Below are 18590 nucleotides of genomic sequence, written 5' to 3'. Positions count from 1 at the left end.
CCGACCAAAGGGCGTCGTCACACTTCCTGTCTGCATTTTCTCGTCACCTTCAATAAGGCAATAGAAATCTGCACGCCAAACGGAGCCAAGATTCTTGATGGTGTTTCCGGAAAATGCGATTCGCAAGCTGCGAGACTTAGAGAAAGCTTCCGTGACGGCAACGTTCGGGGGCTTTTTTCTTTTGCGGTACAGTCCTCTTTTGCTTCGTTAATACGGGTTCGCGATGCTGGGGCTTAATCTGCCTGTCGCTCCGCGAGATAGGATTGATGCAGCTGCGCTAGTCGTGCGGCGACGTAATCGGCAAAAGCCGGTGCCGTCTTTTCGTCGAACACCATATTGATCTTTGAACCTCCGCGCTCGAGCGTCGCCAGCTGGACACCGGCACTGCTTTTCACAGCTTCGGGCTTCTTGCGCGTCTTCTGGACAGCCAGACATTCCATCACCTGACCGAAACGGCTGTCGCTGTCGGCATCCTTGAATGCCCGGCTATCGAGCAGGCTTTGAAGCGCGGAACCCTGTTTTGCATCGGCGAGACGTTCTGCAAGTGCCACCCATCGCGGACGGCCGGCCCTCGGTGCCGAGCCTATCGCTTCGATAAGCGACCGCGGCACCGAATGGGCGACGCTCATCAGCCTCGACAGCTGCGTCTTCTCCATGCCGAGCGACGACATGATGACGCGACGGTCGAAGCCGCGTTCTTCCAGCGCAAGAGCAAACAGTCCGCGCTCGATATAGCTGAGGTCGGCACGTGCCGAATTTTCCTGCCCCTGGATAACCACCAGCTCTTCATCGCTGAGGTTCTGCACCACGGCCTTCACCGGCCGCTTGAGGGCCGCCATGACGCGTACGCGGCGATGACCGAAGGCGATCTGGTAGCTGTCCGGCTTGTCAGGGTGAGGGCGAACGAGGATGGGACTTTTCTGGCCGGATTCACGAATTGCATCGGTGAGACGGGCCAGATCGACACCATCGTCAGCGAGGCGATCCGAAATGAAGGAGGCTTCTATTTTATCCGTCGGTATTTCGACAACAGCAGCGCCAGCTGCGATCAGCGCTCTCGCCTGATCGGCAGCGCTGGCGATATTGCCGAGGGAGCGACCCATCGCACCAACGGCACCGGAACGGATGTGATGAAGCTTCTTTTCCGCTGGCAGTTCGACCTGCGGGGCAGGGTCACCAGCTGTGGAGTTGCCAGTTGGCAACTCCTGTTCACGGCGCGAAAGCATGGCCTTGAGAGTGTCTTTTCTGCTCATGTTGCCCTCCGCCAGGCCTGCCTGATCAGGCTCTCGATTTCACCGTTGACTGCATCCAGAGATTCGATGGCGCGGTCATAAGTGTTCTTGGAAAAGTTCTCCCGGCCTACCTCGTAGAGCGTCTGCTTGGAGAGACCGGCATCCGACACCGCCGTCGACTTCAACATGACATTCGTAAGCACGCGTTCACGGAACAGCGACCGCATGAATCCGACCATCTGCGCCTGCGGCGCATCGGAGGGCTCATAGCGCGTCACCACATAGCGGATGAAATCATAGTCGAGATCCCCGCCGGACTCTTGCACGACACCGAGAAGATCGGATGCCATCAGCAGGAACTGGCACATGGACATCACATCGAGCATCTGCGGATGGGCCGTGATCAGCAGGCCGGTCGACGCACACAAGGCTCCGAGCGTCAAGAAACCGAGTTGGGGTGGGCAGTCGAGGACCATGACGTCGTAGTTGTCCGCGACTGTCCCCAGAGCCGATGCAACGCGCCCGAAAAACGGTTCTGCAGATCGCTCGGCAAGAGCGCGCGGTGTATCGTGTTCGAACTCCATCAGCTCCAAGTTACCCGGCACCAGATCGAGACCCGGTATATAGCTGCGGCGGATGATGTCGGTGAGCGGGCGCCGATCGCCATCGTAGCGGACGGCGCCGTACATCGTCTCGTTAGGGCCGATATCGTATTCCGGCTGATAGCCATGCAAGGCAGTCAGAGACGCTTGCGGATCGAGGTCGACAGCAAGGACACGGTATCCCTGCAGGGCGAGATATTGCCCAAGGTGCGCCGCAGTCGTTGTCTTGCCGCTGCCGCCCTTGAAATTGACCACTGCCATGACCTGGCAATGCTCGCCCTCGCGACGACGAGGCACGTAGTGCTTGCCCTTGGAGTTCTCATCCAGCACAACGCGAATCTCGTTGATCTGATCGAGCGTATAGGAGCGACGACCGCCGGCGGTTATTGTCGGCTGCGGGCCCTTGCCATTCAGCGAAAGCTGGCGAAGATAGGCGTCGGTAATGCCGATAAGCTTTGCCGACTCGACGGACGAAAATGACCGCAAGGTTTTCTGCGATACCGGCGGGAAAAGCGCCTGACGCATCGCCAGCAGCTCCTGCGACAAAGCAGCGCCATCGGCCGCAATGACTTCCGTCATTGGACGCCTCGGCATCAGGGTATCCCCAAGCTGACTACGGGCCTTCGTCATAACTACGCATTTTCTCCAAGGTAAGAGGATTATCCGTAGGTGAGGATGCTCCGAGTCGCAATGCTTGGCAAGAAAATAAGGGTTAATGAGCAGTTAGCGCCGGAAAGGGTGTTGCTCTGCTCTTAACGAAGTTGCCACCTGGCAACTTATCGGCGCCATATCTTGAAACGACATGCACAAGGTCAGCGCATTGTTACGACAGTCTCTATGAATCGCCCATGCGGGCCACAACGGCAGCGGCGTCACTGCGGCCCCCATTGGCGAGATAGCGCTGCTCGAAGGCGTCGACAGTCATCGGCCTGCCGTAGAGATAGCCCTGCCCCTCGTCGCAGTTGTAGTGCCGCATCAGCATTTCCTGTTCCTCCGTCTCGATGCCCTCGGCAATCACCTCCAGGCTGAAGCCGTCGGCCAGTTTGACGACGGCCTCGATTATGGCACCATCCTTCTCGCTGCGATCGACACCGCTGACGAAGGAGCGGTCGATCTTCAGCCGGCTGACAGGATAGTCCTTCAGCAGGCTGAGCGATGCAAAGCCGGTCCCGAAGTCGTCGAAGGCAATCCCGACGCCGAGGGCACGAAGGCGGCGCAGGGGCTGCATGATCCTTTGCTCGTTCTGAAGAATGATGTTCTCTGTTATCTCCAGCTCGAGCGCTGCCGGCGGCAGATCGAACTCTTCGAGTATTGCCTCGACAACCTCGGCAAAATCCCGGGTCCGGAACTGGGCTGCAAAAAGGTTCACGCCGATGCGAAAATCCGCAATCCCGGCACGCCGCCAGCGGGCCGCCTGCCGGCAGGCGGAGCGCAGGATCCATTCGCCGACGGGCACCGCAAGAAGGCCGACCTCCAGCACCGGCAGGAAGGCAGACGGCGACACCACTCCGAGCGTCGGGTGGTTCCATCTTATCAGCGCTTCGGCGCCGGTCAGGCGCCCGTCGGCAAGGTTGACCTGGGGCTGATAGTAAAGTTCGAATTCCCGGCGCTGCCATGCCTGGCGCAACGACGAGCTGATCGCGCCCTTGCGCGAAGCGCTCTGGCGAAGTTCGGGCGTAAACACCCGGACCAGATGACGTCCGTCGCCTTTTGCCTGGTAGAGCGCTAGATCGGCGTTGCCGAGAAGTTCTTCGTAGTTGCAATCGCCGGCAATCGTCACGGCGATCCCGATGCTGGCACCGATGTGGATCGGCTGGTCCTCGAATTCGATCGGTTCCTCGATGAGGGCGATCAGCGACAGGCCGAGATTGGCAGCCTTGAGAGGATCGGCCGTGCCAGTGAGAAAGATCACAAACTCATCACCGCCGAGACGCGCCACCATCTGGTCGTCGGCAGTCGCCTTCCGCAGTCTTTCGGCAATGACCTGCAGCACGAAGTCTCCGGCCGAATGTCCAAGCATATCGTTGACGTCCTTAAAGCCGTCGAGATCGATCAGCACCACGGTTGCGTGGGCGCCGACCGAACAGGCACGGTTCATCTGACGGTTGAGGCTTGGGCGGTTGGAAAGGCCGGTGAGATGATCGAATTCTGCAGCGAGCTTCATCTGGCGTTCTGCCTCGGCCCGCAGCGTGATGTCGCGGATGATCGCGCCGAAGAAGCGCTCGCCGCTCTCGGACCACTGGGAGAGGGAGAGTTCAATCGGAAACTCGGAGCCGTCGCGCCTGCAGGCGGTGAGGTTCACCGACGTGCCGATGATGCGGGCAGGGCCGCCAGCCGCCACGCGCGCCAATCCGGCACCGTGTCTTGCATGCATAGCCTTCGGCACGATGATGTCGAGGGACCGCCCGAGCGCTTCCTCGACGGAGTAGCCGAACATGGCCTCAGCTGCGCCGTTCCACGACGTAATGCGATTGTTGCTATCAGCGCAGATAATGCCGTCCGGCGAGGTCGAGGCAATATTGCGGAAGCGGCTGCGGCTTTCCCGGTCGGAACACTCCAGACGGCGGAACTCCATCCGATCGAGCACCATGGAAGCCAGATCCTGAAGCACCCGCCTGTCCCGTTCGGAGAAATCGAGCCTCGGCTTGTTGTCGATCAGGCAAAGGCTACCGATACCGTGGCCCTCCTTGGTCAGCAGCGGCGCGCCGGCATAGAACCGGATACAGGGATAACCGGTGACCAGTGCATTGTCACTGAACCGTGGGTCCAGACTTGCGTCGGGAACGACGAAGACGTCTGCTGCCATGATAGCGTAAGTGCAGAACGACACGTTTCGTCCGGTCTCGCACACATCGAGGCCAACCCGCGCTTTGAAGAATTGCCGGTCGCGGTGCACCAGCGAGATCAGTGCGACCGGAACGTCGAATATCCGCGAGGCCATCTGCACGATCTGGTCGAAATCGGAATCCGGGGACGTATTCATCTGCCCGAATGAATCCAACGCCCTGATGCGCTCATCTTCGTTGTCGGCGAGGGGGTAATTCATCTGGATGCTCACGGCCATTCACGTCAGGGATCGCTTATAACACTAGACCCTTAATTAGCTGACAAAACGCAGCTACAATTTTACCGATAGTAATGTTTTTCCATGCCTGAGACTGTCGTGGAGAACTCCCTCGAAGGCGGCCAAGCGGCATTCGATCACATCGGGCGACAATGACACGGCAGCGAGGCGGGGAAACGTGCCGGCACAACAGCCGACGGTGCGCCAGTGATGGCGCGGAAGCGCAATTCAGCGCTTCGAACTATAGGATTGTGGAGGCGTGACAGCTACTGCAAGCCTCAGGCAGCGTGAAAAACTTCATCGGTTAAGAGCAAGAGGAAATCCTCGCCCTCGAGCTTGTTTGCCACCTGACCGTCCTCGGTCATATAGTCGAACACCGGCTCTATCGGTTGGTTGGCAAAGGCAAAACGCGGCCATTTCTTCTGCTCGATAATGACAATGTGGCGCCCGGCATCGTCCCGGCACCTTATTCTCCTCGTTTCTTCGAACCGCGTCATCTTTTTGCCCCTTATCTTTTGCAGCCAAGTTTAGAGAAGATGCAACCGGAGTCAATCCAGCTTGCGCGATTGTCGGAATCGACGTTAATTCACCGTTATATTACAGTAACTTCAGATTCCAGCGGCGGTGATCATTAACAAAGTATGCGTTGCAGCGCGTGCTTCAGTTTAAACATGCTGCCAACACAAAATTGCCTTGGTGAACGACTTTGACTGCGGCCCGGAACCATGCAGTCAACAATTGGAAACATTGATGGAAAACGACGCCACGGAAGCCTTCGAGCATACCGAGCATGCACAGCACGCTGCCCATAGCGGCAACTCCTTCCTGTCGAGGGTTGCCGTCAGCATTGCCATTCTCGCCGTCCTCGCTGCCAGCGCCGGCAGTCTCGAAACCATCGAGAGCGGGGCTGCGACAGCGGCACGCTCCGAGGCGGTGCTCTTTCAGAACAAGGCAACCGACAACTGGAATTTCTTCGAGGCGAAGAGCCTCAAGAAGAACATGTACGACATCGCCGCCGCCCAGGGCGGGGCGCTCGCGCCCGATTGGCAGGTACAGGCAAGACGCAACGAGACCGAAAGCCAGGAAGCCGCCAAGACCGCGAAGGAATTCGAAGCCCGGTCGGAGCAATCGAACGTCGAAGCTACACGCCATGAGGGCCGTCATCATTTTCTGACGGTCGCCACCACCTTTCTCCACATTGCCATCGCCATCGCCACGATTGCCATCATCACCGGCGGCCAGCGCTGGCCATGGTATGCCTCGCTGGCGCTTGGCGTGGTGGGAACGGCGATCACCGCTATCGCCTACCTGCCGTAATCCCCGACGATGGTCACGGCATATTGCTTTTGCCCGATGCCTCACCGAGATATAGCGATAGTCCCGGACAACATTTGGGAAGCTGCAGATACAGGAAACAACGATGACGAAAACTAAGAGCCGCAGCGCAGACAAGCCGCAGGTCGTGCTGTCGGTCGATGTCGGCGGGTCGCATGTCAAGGTGATGACGAGCGCTGGCACGCCGGAGCGGAAAATTGAATCGGGAGCGTCCCTGACGGCGACCGCCATGGTCAGCGCTGTCGAGACGCTTGTCAGCGATTGGGAATTCGATGTGATCTCGATCGGCTTTCCCGGTCCTGTTCGCCGGAATTTCGCCATCGAGGAACCTGTCAACCTCGGTGACGGCTGGGTCGGCTTCGACTTCGCCCACAGCTTCGGCAAGCCGGTCAAGATCGTCAACGATGCGCTGATGCAGGCTATCGGCAGCTACGATGGCGGCCGCATGCTTTTCCTCGGACTCGGTACCGGGTTGGGCTCTGCCATGGTCATCGAGAATGTCGCGCAACCGATGGAGCTCGCCCATCTGTCGCACAAGAAAGGCAAGACCTTTGAAGACTACCTCGGCGAGGCCGGGTTGAAAAAACGTGGCAAGAAGAAGTGGCGCGGACACGTCTTCGATGTGGTCGATCGGATGAAAGCAGCCTTGCTGCCGGACTACATCGTTATCGGCGGCGGCAATGTCGACAAGCTGGACGAGCTTCCAAAATCCTGCCGTCGTGGCGACAACACCCTCGCTTTCGAAGGCGGCTTCCGTCTTTGGCGCGATTCCACCTTGATCGTCTGAACCGCAAACGATCCGAAAACACAATATCAGGCGAAACGAAAACGGCCCCGGCAAATTTGCCGGGGCCCTTTGAAGAAGCCTTTGATGTCCGAAATCGGATCTTAGAACTGCTTGCGGAGACCAAAGGTCACAGCGTTGCTGCGGAAATCAGTGCTGGACGACGTGCCGTCGCGTGCCGTGAAGTCGAAGTTGTCGGCTGCGGTGTAGCGATAGCCGATGTCGAGCGTTGTCTTTTCGAACAGCGACGAACCGGAGAAAATCGGCTGCAGGTTGATGCCGACGCCGGCGTCGAGGTGGTAGGCGAATGCCGTGTTGCTGTCGTCCATGAGCGTGCCAACGCCGCCAACGCCCTGCTTGCGCAGCTTGAGGTTCATCGCACCGACGCCGCCGCCGACGTAAGGCGTGAAGACCGACAGCATGCCGGTGTCGCCAGCCGGTGCCAGCGGAATGTCGAGGTAGCCGTTGACGAAGCCCTGGATGGTGTTTGCATCGCCGTAGGAATTGATCGAGCTGAAGCTGCCGATGCCGGTGACGCGGTGCTGGTCGACCGAGGCCGTGCCGTAGCCGACTTCAAGTTCGACGCGCGGAGCGACGAAGCCCATCGAGCCAAAGTTATAGCCGCCGCGGAGCGCGCTGTAGAAGCCGGTGTCGTACTTCGTGTTGATGTTGACACCCAGGATGTCGAAGTCCGTGTGCTTCAGGAAGGAGACCGAGCTCAGCGAGCCGATGTAAAAACCCATGCCGTTGTCAACGGCAGCTGGTGGCTGCATCGGTGGCGTCATGTCAGCAGCGGCTGCGACGGAAACCAGCGAGGTTGAGACCAGGGCCGCGAGGAGGAGCTTCTTCATTTGATTTCCTTGGACATTTTTTAAGGTGTTCGGTTCAGACGTCTTCAATGAATATTGCATATAGGCGCATGTTAGCGGTTTGCATTGCTTCTATTCATATTTTTAGGGTTTCTGCCTAAAGCTAATGACATACCGTTGCGAACTTGCCACAATGCCTGCACCGGCCTCAACCACAGCAACGTAACGCTACTTCAGCATGCAACTCCGGCAAGCGCTGATGCGTTTTGCGAGAGTACAAGCTGGTTATTAGCGGCCATCTTCGGGCTTTTCGGACAGCAGCTTTGCCACTTCTTCCAGCAATTCGTGCCGGTCCATGAGTCGGTGGTTGTCTTCGAGGCTGAGCGGATCCTCGGCTTCATCGCCACCCGCAACCTTTGCATTGACACTCAGTCTTTGCTTCAGCAGGTCCTGGTAGCGCTGCGCGATGTCGGACATTTTCAAACCGCCATCGACCCAGGCTTCCAGCCAGCCGCGCAGGATGGGATCGGCGTCGATGGGAACGCCGGCCCCGCGGAATTTCTCGAGAGTGTTCGCCAATATGTCGGCACGTGTGTGCTGCGTAGTCATAGATGCGTTTCAAGCCTGTCATGAGATCTGCGGCAGATGGATTGAAGCAGTTCCGCCTAGGATGCGCGCGCGCGCCGCTTTCCCTGTATGATGGACAAGGACTTCAACAATGCCGCCTCTATCTTCCCAAGGCTCTGCGGTTTCGGCACGACGCAGACGGCGTCGGAGAAATCAGCGACCATCTCCGGATTCCCCGTCATGAAAATCACTTCGATCCCGTATCGATCGATCAGTTCGCGAGCGATTTTGGGGCCTGTCGGACCATCCGCGAGCTGTATGTCGACAAGGGCAATGTCGGCTTTGGGAGCCAGAGCCAGCGCCTCGACCTGCGTGCGCGCCAGCCCAGCAATCTCGAATCCATTATCGAGGACGAGATTTTCGAGGTCGAACGCGATGATCGGTTCGTCCTCAACCACTAAAACTTTCATGTCTACTCCACCCTAACGATCGCTGCCGAAGTAGGCATCCTCAGAGACACTTCAAGAGTTGATAACGTCTTGTTTATGTGCAGCCGTCTGGGACGGTCCGAAAGCGGACGATGGAGCGGCGGGCATCATCCGGCGTTCGGGTGCCGGCGCCAAAGCCCAGGCAATTGGGCTGCGGCGCCCCTCGTTCAACCCTTGTTGCGGGCCGCCGTGTAGCGGTTGACCGGCATCGACAGGCCGAGATTTTCGCGCAGCGTCGGGCCCTCATATTCCTCCCGGAACAGGCCGCGCCGGCGCAATTCCGGCAGCACCAGTTCGGTGAAGTCGGTGAGGCTGGACGGCAACGTCGGGAACATCAGGATGAAGCCATCGGCGGCACGTGTCTCGAACCATTCCTCCATGAAGTCGGCAATCTGGGTTGGCGTGCCCGTGATACCGTTGCCGGTATGTTTCTCGGCATAGTGCCGGACAAGTTCGCCGACGGTGTGGCCCTTGTTGACGAAATCCACCAGCTCGTCGAACAGCGCCTTGGAGCCGCGCGGCGTTGTCGGCAGCAGGTCCATGGGGAAGGGCTGGTCGAGCGGCACGCCGGTGAGATCGGCCTCGAGAAATTCGGACAGCATCAGCCGGCCGACATCGGGATGCAGCTTGTCGATCATAAAATCGACCTTGGCCTGCGCCTCGGCCATGGTCGCGCCGACATTCAGCACCACCCCCGGCATGATCTTCAGGTCGTCCTCGCTGCGTCCATAGGCGGCCATGCGTCCCTTAACGTTCTTGTAGAAGGCGCGGCTACGGTCGATATTGGAGGCAAGGCCGAACACCACCTCGGCGGTGCGGGCAGCAAGATCCATGCCGGCCTCGGAACCGCCGGCCTGTGCGATGACCGGACGACCCTGCGGCGAGCCGGCAATGTTGAGCGGCCCCCGGACCTGAAAATGCTTGCCCTTGTGGTCGAGCGTATGCAGCTTGTCCTTATCGTAGTAGATGCCGCTTTCCCGGTCGCGCAACAGCGCATCCCGCTCGAAACTGTCCCATAGGCCGAACACGACATCGACAAACTCCGTCCCGCGCTCGTAGCGCACCGCATGCGGATCGAGGCCCTCGCGGTTGAAATTATAACCCGTTTCGTTGTGGTCGGACGTAACGACGTTCCAGCAGGCGCGACCTTTCGACAACTGGTCGATGGAGGCGAAGATGCGGGCAACGTTGTAGGGCTCGTAATAGCTGGTGGAAACCGTTCCCACCAGGCCGAGATGGGTGGTGGTGACAGCCAACGCCGAAAGCAGCGATGTCGGCTCGAAGCGGTTCATCTTGGTCGGCTGGCGCGCCAGCGCATCGGCATCGCCGACGGCCGAGGCCGCGGAGTCGGCGAGGAACATAAAATCGAACTTCGCCTCTTCCGAGAGCCTCGCGATGTTGAGAAAATGACTAAACTCGTTCGCACCGTTGACATCACTGTCGGGATGCAACCATGCCGCGGGATGAAATCCAAACGTATAGACAAATGTCCCGAGCTTCAGCTTATCGTGACGCGCCATCGGTTCTGTTCCTTGCATGGTAAAGCCTGGCCTGCAGACCGCAGGGACCCCGATGCTATTGCTGCCCGCACCATTGAACAAGCCGCCAACCGCACCCCGCCCGCACTTTCCCGTACTTTCCCCTGGCAGGATGAGAGAGCAGGGGAGGGGCGAGTGTGACGGGTCAGGAACGAGGGAGCGGGACGCAAATCGGGCAACGCGCTGGAATATGATGCGTATCCAAGCGCCCGAACCCATCTAAACATATATCCATAATTGCCGAACCCTTGAAGGTCCGACCTCGCCTGGGGTGCCCCCCACTTTCCCTCGTCACAGGAATGGGGGAAGTCAGGAGGCAGATCAAGCAAGGCATTGGAAACTCGAATTTATCGCGGTGTCCAACTCTGTGAAAGAAGGATCACTGCTGCCACGTATTCTAAGATCCAACCTTGCCTGGGATGCTCCCCAGACCCTAATCCTGTGCTCGTCACGGGGATCCAGTCACGGCGCGTCTGCGCCGTGACTGGATCCCCGTTGGTGGAGAAAGTGCTTATCGCCTAGGGACTTGGGCGGCTGGATTCCTATGACGGGCACAGGAATGAGGGTAGGCGGCGGTGGTTCTTTGCGGTTGATCTTTCTCACCGACACACACTCCTCTCTCGCTTCCCTCCATCGCCCCTGCTCGCAGCACCTCATGGGGATAAACCGTTGGGATTTTCGTTTGGAAAGAATGCCGGCATCATATTTTCATCCCCGTGCTTTCGTCCCGATCTATACTCACCCCGTTCCGCCATCGGATACACCGGTCTGCGTTGCCGGCGAGGTGGGGACGGATCTTGAAGGGGTTGCCGTCTACGCAGGCACTCCTTCAAGGGTCCGCAGAAAGTGGATCCCTTTGGGCCCCTAAGCTCGGCGTGCCTGTGTGGCATAACTCCGGCAGCTTTTCCCTCAACGGGACCTGGGTCGGAAACAGAGGATCCGGAGTTGCGGATAAAAAGTGTCGAACGGGGCACATCGCGTGTCACTTCACTAAAAAATCATCAGGCACACGGTGTGCCCCGGCCATCAGAATTTCATGACACGGACCGAAAGGCCTCGTGAACGGGGAGGCGTGGGCCAATCTACGAGAAGCCATGCAGACGACAATTGCAGGTAACCAAGCCCTTGGATCAAACCGATGCCATCACGCGGAACTGCGCAGCATGAGTTCGGCATTGAGCAGGATGCGTTCCTCGACGGTAGCCGACGGCGTGGAGCCTGTGGATTCGCCGAGCTTGTTGAGTAGGAGTTCGATGGCGCGCTTGCCGATCTCGTTGTAGTTCTGCGCAACCGTGGTGATCGGCGGACAGGCGTAGCGCGACAGCGGATGATCGTCATGGCCGGCAACGCGCAGGTCGCAATCGGCGCCGTGCCCGACCCGCATTCCCTTCTGATAAGCGGCGGAAATAACGCCGAAGGCGACGCGGTCGTTGGCGCAAAGGATGGTCCTGGAGGGAAAGCCGCATGTCGACGCCAGGATACGGTTTGCCTCCTCGAAACCAAAACGCTCGAAATCCCAGCTTGCAACGGGGGACAGCCCCACGAGTTCGGGGGTGAGGCGGAACCGCTCCATCGCCTCGATATAGGCAAGGCGCCTGGTCGCGGCATTGGTGTTGACGTCAGGCATTCCGAAATAGCAGGGCGGCTCGCCGGAGCGGCAGAGGTAATCGACGATGAGGCTGAAGCTCTGGCGGTTGTTGGTGCCGACAAAAGCAGAGGTCTCGTCGAGCGGCGAGTCCACATAGACGAGGGGAATGCTCTGGCCGAGCTGCTGCAGCGTCGCGTGGTGCGATTCTATCCCGAGCGGCGCGATGATGGCGCCGGCAACATTCAGCGACTTGAAGGTCTTGATCGCCTCGTCCTCCATTCCGGCCTTGCCATCCGAGGACAGCACGAAAGCCAGAAAGCCGGCCTCGTTGGCGATGAGTTCGATCCGACGGGTGAGCGCCATGTAGAACGGATCGGTCGAATTCGGGATGATGACGCCGATGATATTGCTGCGCCGGCGGTTGAGGTTGACGGCGAACATGTTGGGACGAAAGCCGGATTTCTTCAGCGCATCCTCGATGAGATCCCGCGTCTTGCGACGCACCGAGCTCGGATCGTTGAAGTATTTCGACACGGTCGGACGGGACAGGCCGACGAGTTCGGAAAAATCCTCCATCGTCCTTATCGGTTTCGCCACATTGTCTCTCCCATCGATCAGGAGTTCACCTGTAGATCACTCGTAACCGGGCGAAAAGCCGGAATCGGCAAGCAATCGAGGCCAGAAAGTCACTTAGTCGGCGACATATTGTACCTTCATGGTCGCCGCGTCCTTCGAGTTGCTGGTTAGGTATGACAGCACCTCGGCGAGGGGCAGTCGGTGCGACACAAGCCGCCCCATCCGATCCGCATCCCGCTTCAGAATCGCAAGTGCATCGGGAATGGTCCTGTTCAGCGAATGGGAACCGACAAGCTTCAACTGCCGCCTGAAAATCTCGAACGGTGCGATCGACACCCGGGCATCCGGCGCGCAGACGCCGAACACCAGCATGGTGCCGCCATCGGCGGTAAAATCGGCCATGCCCTCGACGACAGAGGATATTCCCGTGGCATCGGCGACAAAATCGAATTGGCGTCGGGAGCGGGCCAGATCCGCCGACCCAGAGACGGCGGTGGCAAGTCCGAGGCTACCGGCAAAGTCGAGACGACGTTCGTTGATGTCGGCAACCGTCACGGCGGCGACGCCCTCCGCCTTCAGCGAGAGGGCGAGCAGCAGCCCGATCGGCCCGGCACCGAACACCAGTGCCGTCTGCGTGCCGTGGGCACCGGTGACAAGGTTGGCACTGCGGAGACCGTTGAGGACGCAGCCGAGCGGCTCGGCAAGTGCTGCGAGCTCGAAGGGCATGTCGCCGATCTGGTGCAGGTGCCCGGCGTCGACGGCGCTGTAGGCTGCAAAACCGCCATTGTGGGTGACCCCGTAGGCCTTCAGCGTCCGACAGAGATTGCCGAGCCCCTTCAGGCAGGCGTCACAATGGCCGCAGGTGAGATTGGGATCGACGACCACGCGGGCGCCGACCTTGACCGACCGTACATCGTCCGCGACAGCCTCGACGACGCCCGCATATTCATGGCCAGGTACCACTGGAAAATGCCCCTCGCCATAGCGGCCGTAGAGAACGTCGATATCCGTGTGGCACAATCCGGATGCCTTGACCCGGATCAGCGCCTGGCCGGGCAAGAGCGTCGGCATCGGCAGGTCGGCGATATCGGCAACGCCGAGGGCCGTATAATTGATGGCTTCCAAGACGTCCTCCCGCACGCTTTCAGACGATGGCCGACCGTAAGGTCAGCTCATCCAGTTTCCGCCGTCGACATTGTAGGTCTGGGCGAGAATGTAGTCGCTTTCGGAGGATGCGAGAAAGACAGCGATACCCTTGAGATCGTCGGGTGTCGCGAAGCGGCCGATCGGCACGGACTTGGCGACGGCTGCCTTTTTCTCGCCGGGCTGCAGGCCTTCCCACTTGGCGAAGCTGGCGTCGACGACATCCCACATTTCGCTGTCGACGACACCGGGGGCGATGGCGTTGACGTTGATGCCGTGCTTGACGAGGGCGAGCGCCGCAGACTGGGTGGCCGAGATGATCGCCGCCTTGGAGGCGCAATAGAGGGTCACCAGCGCTTCGCCGCGACGACCGGCCTGACTCGCCATATTGATGATCTTGCCGCCGCGACCGCGTGCGATCATGGCGTTGGAGACCGCTTTCATCATGAACAGCGGCGCCTTGAGATTGATGTCGAAGATGCGCTCATAGCTCTGCTCGGTAATCTCGTTGATCGGCGCCATGTCGAAGATGGCGGCATTGTTGACGAGGATGTCGATGCCGCCGAACTCCTCATCGACCGACTTGACGACGCTCTCGATGGCCGAAAGATCGGTGACATCGAGCTTCACGGCGCTGGCGCGATCGCCGATGACAGCGGCGGCCTTGGTGGCACGGTCGATGTCGATGTCGGCGATAACGACCCGCGCTCCTTCCTTGACGAAGGCTTCTGCAAAACCAAGGCCGATACCGCGGGCACCGCCGGTAATCAGCGCGACTTTGTCCTTCAATCTCATAACACGCTCCAAATTCTAGATACTAACGAATGTCTGCCGGAAAGCCCTGGCTTTGGGAAGGTTAAACTTCCAGCGCCCGGGAAGGTGCTCGCGGCGGCAAGCCGCGAGCACTATCGATCATTTCGGATAGCCAGCCTTCTTCATATCGCGCTCGACCTGTTTCTGGGCATTGTCGAGGGCGGCGGTGACGGTCTGCTGACCGGCAAGCGCGGACGATATCTGCTGGCCGACGATGGTGCCGATGCCCTGGAACTCAGGAATGGCGACGAACTGGACGCCGGTGTAGGGCACCGGATCCTTCGTGGCCTTGGTCGGATCGGCCGACAGGATGGCCTTCAGCACGGCGGCGGCAAATGGCGCTGCCTTCTGGTACTCCGGCAGGTCATAGGTCGATTTGCGCGTGCCCGGCGGCACGGCGACCCAACCTTCCTTCTCTCCCACCAGCTTCACATAGTCCTTGGAGGTCGCCCATTTGACGAACGACTTGGCGGCCTCGACCTTGGTCGATGTTGCCGGGATCGCCAGGTTCCACGACCACGACCAGCTGGCGCCGTTCGGGGTGACCGCTATCGGGGCGGCCGTGAAAGCGATCTTGTCGGCGACTTTGCTCTGTTTCGGATCGAACACGCGGCCGGCGGCCGACGTCGCGTCGATCCACATGGCGCAATGGCCGGTCGCAAACAGCGCCTGGTTTTCATTGAAGCCATTCGATGTCACACCGGGAGGACCGTATTTGGTCAGCAGCTCGACGTAGTCGGTGACGGCCTTCTTCCAGGGTGCCGAATTGATCTGCGGCTTCCATTTCATGTCGAACCAGCTGCCGCCATAGGTGTTGATCATGGTTCCGAGGAACGCCATGTTCTCGCCCCAGCCCGGCTTGCCGCGAAGGCAGATACCGTACTGCTCCTTCGACTTGTCGGTGAGCTTGGCCGCGTATTCCTTGATCTGGTCGTAGGTCGGCTGCTCCGGCATCTTGAGACCGGCCGCATCAAACAGGTCCTTGCGGTACAGCGTGAACGAGCTTTCGGTGTAGAACGGTACTGCGTAGAGCTTGCCGTCGACTGTCAGGCCGGCCTTGATCGGTGTGAGAAGGTCGTCGTAGTCATAGTCGCTGCCGAGATCGCCAACCGGCTCCAGCCAGCCGGACTTGCCCCAGATCGGCGCCTCGTAGCCACCGATGGTCATGATGTCAAACTGGCCGCTCTTCGTGGCAATGTCGGTGGTCAGCTTCTGGCGAAGGACATTTTCCTCGAGCACCACCCAGTTCAGCTTGTTGCCCGTCTTCTTCTCCCACTCGGGCGCCAGCTTCTGCATGATGATCATGTCACCGTTGTTGACGGTGGCAATCGTCAGTTCCTCGGCCTGGGCCATTCCCGCCATCAGGCCGATGCCGACGGCGGATGCGGTCAGCGTGCGAATAATTGTTGTCATGACTTCGTTTCTCCTCCCGAAAGAAAACCTACACATAAAATTACATGCGTAAAGTTTTATCGCAACGAAGCGCGCTGCTGTCAATCGACCGGAGATGGCCGCTGCCGAATTTTCGGTCATATGTCGAAAATCACTTAGCATAATGGCTGTTTCGTTTGCTTGATTGCGTTTACCTGCACAGGCGATAGGCAATTCGTAAGGCGTGCTTTAATTTACTCGCGTCAAATTTTGTTGACTCACGATTTCCCTTTCTTTAGCCAAGACGGACCGCCGCATTGCATTATCCGTCCTTGGCGGGGCGAGGGAGGTAAGATGTCTGCTTTACAGACCGGAGGGCTTGCGCCTGAAGCGCTCGGGCCGACGATCACGATCGGCGAAATCCTGGTGGAGATCATGGCAACGACGGTCGGCCACGGTTTTCTGGAGCCGCAGGCCCTGATCGGCCCCTTTGCCAGCGGCGCGCCCGCGATCTTCATCGACCAGGTCGCGCGCATGGGCGGATCGGCTGGCATCATCGCCAGCGTCGGTAACGACGATTTCGGCAAGCTCAATATCGACAGGCTGCGGCGCGACGGTGTCGACGTCTCAGCCATATCTGTCATCGGCGATCTCCCAACGGGGAGCGCTTTCGTACGTTACCGGCCGGATGGTGCCCGCGATTTCGTGTTCAATATCGCCAGCTCCGCTGCCGGCCGGATCCAGCTGACGGCGCCTGCAACGGCGCTGATCGAGCGCAGCGGCCACTTGCATGTCATGGGATCGGCTTTCGCCATTCCGGGCGCCTCCGACATCATCCATTTTGCTGTCTCGGCGATAAAGGCCCGCGGCGGCTCGGTATCCTTCGACCCTAATGTTCGCAAGGAACTGGCGAATGGCGGGGAGGGCAGGCAGCTGCTCGACGATATGCTCGCCGTCACCGACCTCCTGCTCCCGTCCGACGACGAACTGCTGCTCGCAGCCGATACCAGCGACGAACCGACGGCCATCGACAAGCTCCTTGGTATTGGCATTGGCGAGATCGTGCTGAAGCGCGGCCGCCATGGGTCTTCCTGTTTCGCACCCGGCTCGCCGCCGCTTCATGCAGCCGCCTTCGCGGTTTCCGAAGTCGATCCGACCGGCGCCGGCGATTGTTTCGGCGCCACCTATCTTACTGCCCGGCGAATGGGCTCGACGCCGGAGCGTGCGCTGTTGCTGGCCAACGCCGCCGGCGCCCGCAACGTCACGCGGCAAGGGCCGATGGAAGGTGTCTCCAGCCTTGAGGAACTGCAGGAATTTGCGCGAACCACACCGAGGGTGATCTGATGAACCAGCTGCTGACACGCCTCGCTTCTTCCCGGCAAGAGGGCTCGCCGTTCGGCATCACCTCTGTCTGCTCCGCCCACCCGACGGTGCTGCGGGCAGCGTTGCGCCGCGCCAGAAACAACGGCCGGCAGGTGCTGATCGAGGCAACGTGCAACCAGGTCAACCAGTTTGGCGGCTACACCGGCATGACGCCGGCAGACTTCATCGGCTTCGTCTGCGGGATCGCCGCAGACGAAGGCCTCGAGCGCTCCCGCATCCTTTTCGGCGGCGATCATCTCGGTCCAAACCCCTGGAAGAAAGAGACTGCCGAGGCGGCCATGTCGAAATCTGAGACGCTGGTCCGACACTACGTTCTGGCAGGCTTCAGCAAGATCCATCTGGATACGTCAATGGCTTGCGCCGGCGAGCCAGCGAGCCTCGGCGACCGGATCATCGCCGAGCGGGCAGCCCGCCTTGCCGCAGTCGCCGAGCAGGCCGCCCGGGCCAACGGCCTCGCCATGCCGGTCTACGTGCTCGGCACCGAGGTACCGACACCCGGCGGCGCCGACCACGCCCTCGATACAGTGGCGCCGACTTCAGCCCTTGACGCACGTTCGACCATCGAGATCCACCGCGAGGTATTCGAGCGGGCAGGACTTGCCGATGCCTTCTCCCGGGTAATCGCCTTCGTCGTCCAGCCCGGCGTCGAATTCGGCAATGCCAACGTCATAGCCTACAGGCCAGAAGCGGCATTCGATCTCGGCGCTGTCCTCGACGCGGTCCCGCAATTTGTCTTCGAGGCCCATTCCACTGACTACCAGACCGTCGAGGCGCTGTCGGCTTTGGTGCGCGATGGCTATCCAATCCTGAAGGTCGGACCGGGCCTGACTTTTGCCTACCGCGAATCGCTGTACGGGCTCGACCTGATCGCGTCGGAACTGGTCCCGGGCTATGGCGACCGGTCGCTTATGCGAGCCATGGAAGACACGATGCTCGCCGATCCCACGAACTGGCTTGGCCATTATCATGGGGAGGGGAATGCGCTGAGAGTGGAGCGGCATTACAGTTACAGCGACCGGATCCGCTATTACTGGGGCAAGCCGCAAGCGACGGAGGCAGTGGAAAATCTGCTGCTGGCGTTGCGGGGCGTCGTCATTCCGGAAACCGTCGCCAGGCAGTTCCTACCGAGCCTTGTCATTCCGTCGGGGCGGCCGATAGATGCCGAACTCGTTCTCATCCAGTCTGTCGATGCCGTCCTTGAGACGTACGACGCCGCGTGCCTGGAGCAACCGACGTCGGCTCGATGCGGCGGAGACATCGCTTAGCGCATCGGCGGATAGGTGATTTTCAGGGGGGG

17 protein-coding genes are annotated in these 18590 nt (G+C 59.8%); 5 read left to right on the top strand and 12 right to left on the bottom strand.

Annotated elements, in window-relative coordinates; genetic code table 11:
* On the top strand, nt 1-237 hold a 237-nt coding region (locus EQW76_RS29485; RefSeq protein ID WP_203452803.1), incomplete at its 5' end, for a hypothetical protein.
* Here EQW76_RS29485 and repB read toward each other — a convergent pair.
* From repB to EQW76_RS26195, 4 genes are all read right to left on the bottom strand, one after another.
* The gene (gene repB / locus EQW76_RS26210) at nt 234-1253 is read right to left on the bottom strand and encodes a plasmid partitioning protein RepB (protein ID WP_143123391.1); all 1020 of its coding nucleotides are present in this window, start codon (nt 1251-1253) and stop codon (nt 234-236) included. The two genes, EQW76_RS29485 and repB, sit on opposite strands and share 4 nt — an antisense overlap.
* The gene (gene repA / locus EQW76_RS26205) at nt 1250-2413 is read right to left on the bottom strand and encodes a plasmid partitioning protein RepA (RefSeq protein WP_143123395.1); all 1164 of its coding nucleotides are present in this window, start codon (nt 2411-2413) and stop codon (nt 1250-1252) included. The genes repB and repA overlap by 4 nt, the downstream gene beginning before the upstream one ends.
* Before the next feature lie 256 nt (nt 2414-2669).
* A complete protein-coding gene (locus tag EQW76_RS26200; RefSeq protein ID WP_143123390.1) occupies nt 2670-4880 on the bottom strand; it encodes an EAL domain-containing protein in 2211 nt (736 codons plus the stop codon).
* 296 nt (nt 4881-5176) lie between these two features.
* The gene (locus EQW76_RS26195; protein WP_142832177.1) at nt 5177-5395 is read right to left on the bottom strand and encodes a hypothetical protein; all 219 of its coding nucleotides are present in this window, start codon (nt 5393-5395) and stop codon (nt 5177-5179) included.
* Nucleotides 5396-5648: 253 nt separating this feature from the next.
* On the opposite strand from EQW76_RS26195, the gene EQW76_RS26190 reads away from it, so the two are divergent.
* On the top strand, nt 5649-6215 hold the full coding sequence (locus EQW76_RS26190; RefSeq protein WP_143123389.1) for a DUF4337 family protein: 567 nt from the start codon (nt 5649-5651) through the stop codon (nt 6213-6215).
* Between the two features lie 103 nt (nt 6216-6318).
* Nucleotides 6319-7020 carry an ROK family protein gene (locus EQW76_RS26185; protein WP_143123388.1) on the top strand — a complete coding sequence of 234 codons (702 nt, stop codon included), beginning with the start codon at nt 6319-6321 and terminating at the stop codon, nt 7018-7020.
* A 101-nt stretch (nt 7021-7121) separates the two neighbouring features.
* Here EQW76_RS26185 and EQW76_RS26180 read toward each other — a convergent pair whose 3' ends face one another.
* The 8 genes from EQW76_RS26180 to EQW76_RS26145 all read right to left on the bottom strand — a co-directional run bounded on the left by EQW76_RS26180 (nt 7122) and on the right by EQW76_RS26145 (nt 15952).
* Complete coding sequence (locus tag EQW76_RS26180) at nt 7122-7868, bottom strand: porin family protein (RefSeq protein WP_143123387.1); 747 nt, start codon at nt 7866-7868, stop codon at nt 7122-7124.
* A gap of 246 nt (nt 7869-8114) precedes the next feature.
* Complete coding sequence (locus EQW76_RS26175; RefSeq protein WP_143123386.1) at nt 8115-8435, bottom strand: hypothetical protein; 321 nt, start codon at nt 8433-8435, stop codon at nt 8115-8117.
* Between the two features lie 56 nt (nt 8436-8491).
* Nucleotides 8492-8863: a response regulator gene (locus EQW76_RS26170; RefSeq protein ID WP_111218645.1), complete on the bottom strand. Its 372-nt coding sequence runs from the start codon at nt 8861-8863 to the stop codon at nt 8492-8494.
* Between the two features lie 185 nt (nt 8864-9048).
* On the bottom strand, nt 9049-10401 hold the full coding sequence (locus EQW76_RS26165; protein ID WP_143123385.1) for an LLM class flavin-dependent oxidoreductase: 1353 nt from the start codon (nt 10399-10401) through the stop codon (nt 9049-9051).
* 1162 nt (nt 10402-11563) lie between these two features.
* On the bottom strand, nt 11564-12583 hold the full coding sequence (locus EQW76_RS26160) for a LacI family DNA-binding transcriptional regulator (RefSeq protein ID WP_143123394.1): 1020 nt from the start codon (nt 12581-12583) through the stop codon (nt 11564-11566).
* 114 nt (nt 12584-12697) lie between these two features.
* Nucleotides 12698-13654, bottom strand: a complete 957-nt coding sequence (locus EQW76_RS26155; protein WP_143123393.1) for a zinc-dependent alcohol dehydrogenase family protein — start codon at nt 13652-13654, stop codon at nt 12698-12700.
* A 96-nt stretch (nt 13655-13750) separates the two neighbouring features.
* Complete coding sequence (locus tag EQW76_RS26150) at nt 13751-14521, bottom strand: L-iditol 2-dehydrogenase (RefSeq protein ID WP_142832184.1); 771 nt, start codon at nt 14519-14521, stop codon at nt 13751-13753.
* A gap of 117 nt (nt 14522-14638) precedes the next feature.
* Nucleotides 14639-15952 carry a sugar ABC transporter substrate-binding protein gene (locus EQW76_RS26145; protein ID WP_161991086.1) on the bottom strand — a complete coding sequence of 438 codons (1314 nt, stop codon included), beginning with the start codon at nt 15950-15952 and terminating at the stop codon, nt 14639-14641.
* A 312-nt stretch (nt 15953-16264) separates the two neighbouring features.
* On the opposite strand from EQW76_RS26145, the gene EQW76_RS26140 reads away from it, so the two are divergent.
* Both EQW76_RS26140 and EQW76_RS26135 read left to right on the top strand, forming a co-directional pair.
* A complete protein-coding gene (locus EQW76_RS26140; protein WP_143123384.1) occupies nt 16265-17254 on the top strand; it encodes a sugar kinase in 990 nt (329 codons plus the stop codon).
* Nucleotides 17254-18558: a D-tagatose-bisphosphate aldolase, class II, non-catalytic subunit gene (locus tag EQW76_RS26135; RefSeq protein ID WP_142832186.1), complete on the top strand. Its 1305-nt coding sequence runs from the start codon at nt 17254-17256 to the stop codon at nt 18556-18558. Before EQW76_RS26140 ends, EQW76_RS26135 begins: the two co-directional genes overlap by 1 nt.
* Nucleotides 18559-18590: the final 32 nt, after the last annotated feature.

This window comes from Rhizobium sp. rho-13.1 (assembly GCF_007000305.1).
In the GTDB taxonomy this organism is placed as follows: domain Bacteria; phylum Pseudomonadota; class Alphaproteobacteria; order Rhizobiales; family Rhizobiaceae; genus Rhizobium; species Rhizobium rhododendri.
Note: the sequence above shows the minus strand (reverse complement) of the source record. Positions and strands in the feature narration are given on the sequence as shown.

What these genes read in the sequence shown, in the direction of transcription:
- EQW76_RS26175 (WP_143123386.1), bottom strand. Translation starts at nt 8,435, where the DNA reads ATGACTACGCAGCACACACGTGCCGACATATTGGCGAACACTCTCGAG.
- repA (WP_143123395.1), bottom strand. Translation starts at nt 2,413, where the DNA reads ATGACGGAAGTCATTGCGGCCGATGGCGCTGCTTTGTCGCAGGAGCTG.
- EQW76_RS26155 (WP_143123393.1), bottom strand. Translation starts at nt 13,654, where the DNA reads ATGCCGACGCTCTTGCCCGGCCAGGCGCTGATCCGGGTCAAGGCATCC.
- EQW76_RS26180 (WP_143123387.1), bottom strand. Translation starts at nt 7,868, where the DNA reads ATGAAGAAGCTCCTCCTCGCGGCCCTGGTCTCAACCTCGCTGGTTTCC.
- EQW76_RS26140 (WP_143123384.1), top strand. Translation starts at nt 16,265, where the DNA reads ATGTCTGCTTTACAGACCGGAGGGCTTGCGCCTGAAGCGCTCGGGCCG.
- EQW76_RS26150 (WP_142832184.1), bottom strand. Translation starts at nt 14,521, where the DNA reads ATGAGATTGAAGGACAAAGTCGCGCTGATTACCGGCGGTGCCCGCGGT.
- EQW76_RS26135 (WP_142832186.1), top strand. Translation starts at nt 17,254, where the DNA reads ATGAACCAGCTGCTGACACGCCTCGCTTCTTCCCGGCAAGAGGGCTCG.
- repB (WP_143123391.1), bottom strand. Translation starts at nt 1,253, where the DNA reads ATGAGCAGAAAAGACACTCTCAAGGCCATGCTTTCGCGCCGTGAACAG.
- EQW76_RS26200 (WP_143123390.1), bottom strand. Translation starts at nt 4,880, where the DNA reads ATGAATTACCCCCTCGCCGACAACGAAGATGAGCGCATCAGGGCGTTG.
- EQW76_RS26160 (WP_143123394.1), bottom strand. Translation starts at nt 12,583, where the DNA reads ATGGAGGATTTTTCCGAACTCGTCGGCCTGTCCCGTCCGACCGTGTCG.
- EQW76_RS26145 (WP_161991086.1), bottom strand. Translation starts at nt 15,952, where the DNA reads ATGACAACAATTATTCGCACGCTGACCGCATCCGCCGTCGGCATCGGC.
- EQW76_RS26195 (WP_142832177.1), bottom strand. Translation starts at nt 5,395, where the DNA reads ATGACGCGGTTCGAAGAAACGAGGAGAATAAGGTGCCGGGACGATGCC.
- EQW76_RS26170 (WP_111218645.1), bottom strand. Translation starts at nt 8,863, where the DNA reads ATGAAAGTTTTAGTGGTTGAGGACGAACCGATCATCGCGTTCGACCTC.
- EQW76_RS26190 (WP_143123389.1), top strand. Translation starts at nt 5,649, where the DNA reads ATGGAAAACGACGCCACGGAAGCCTTCGAGCATACCGAGCATGCACAG.
- EQW76_RS26165 (WP_143123385.1), bottom strand. Translation starts at nt 10,401, where the DNA reads ATGGCGCGTCACGATAAGCTGAAGCTCGGGACATTTGTCTATACGTTT.
- EQW76_RS26185 (WP_143123388.1), top strand. Translation starts at nt 6,319, where the DNA reads ATGACGAAAACTAAGAGCCGCAGCGCAGACAAGCCGCAGGTCGTGCTG.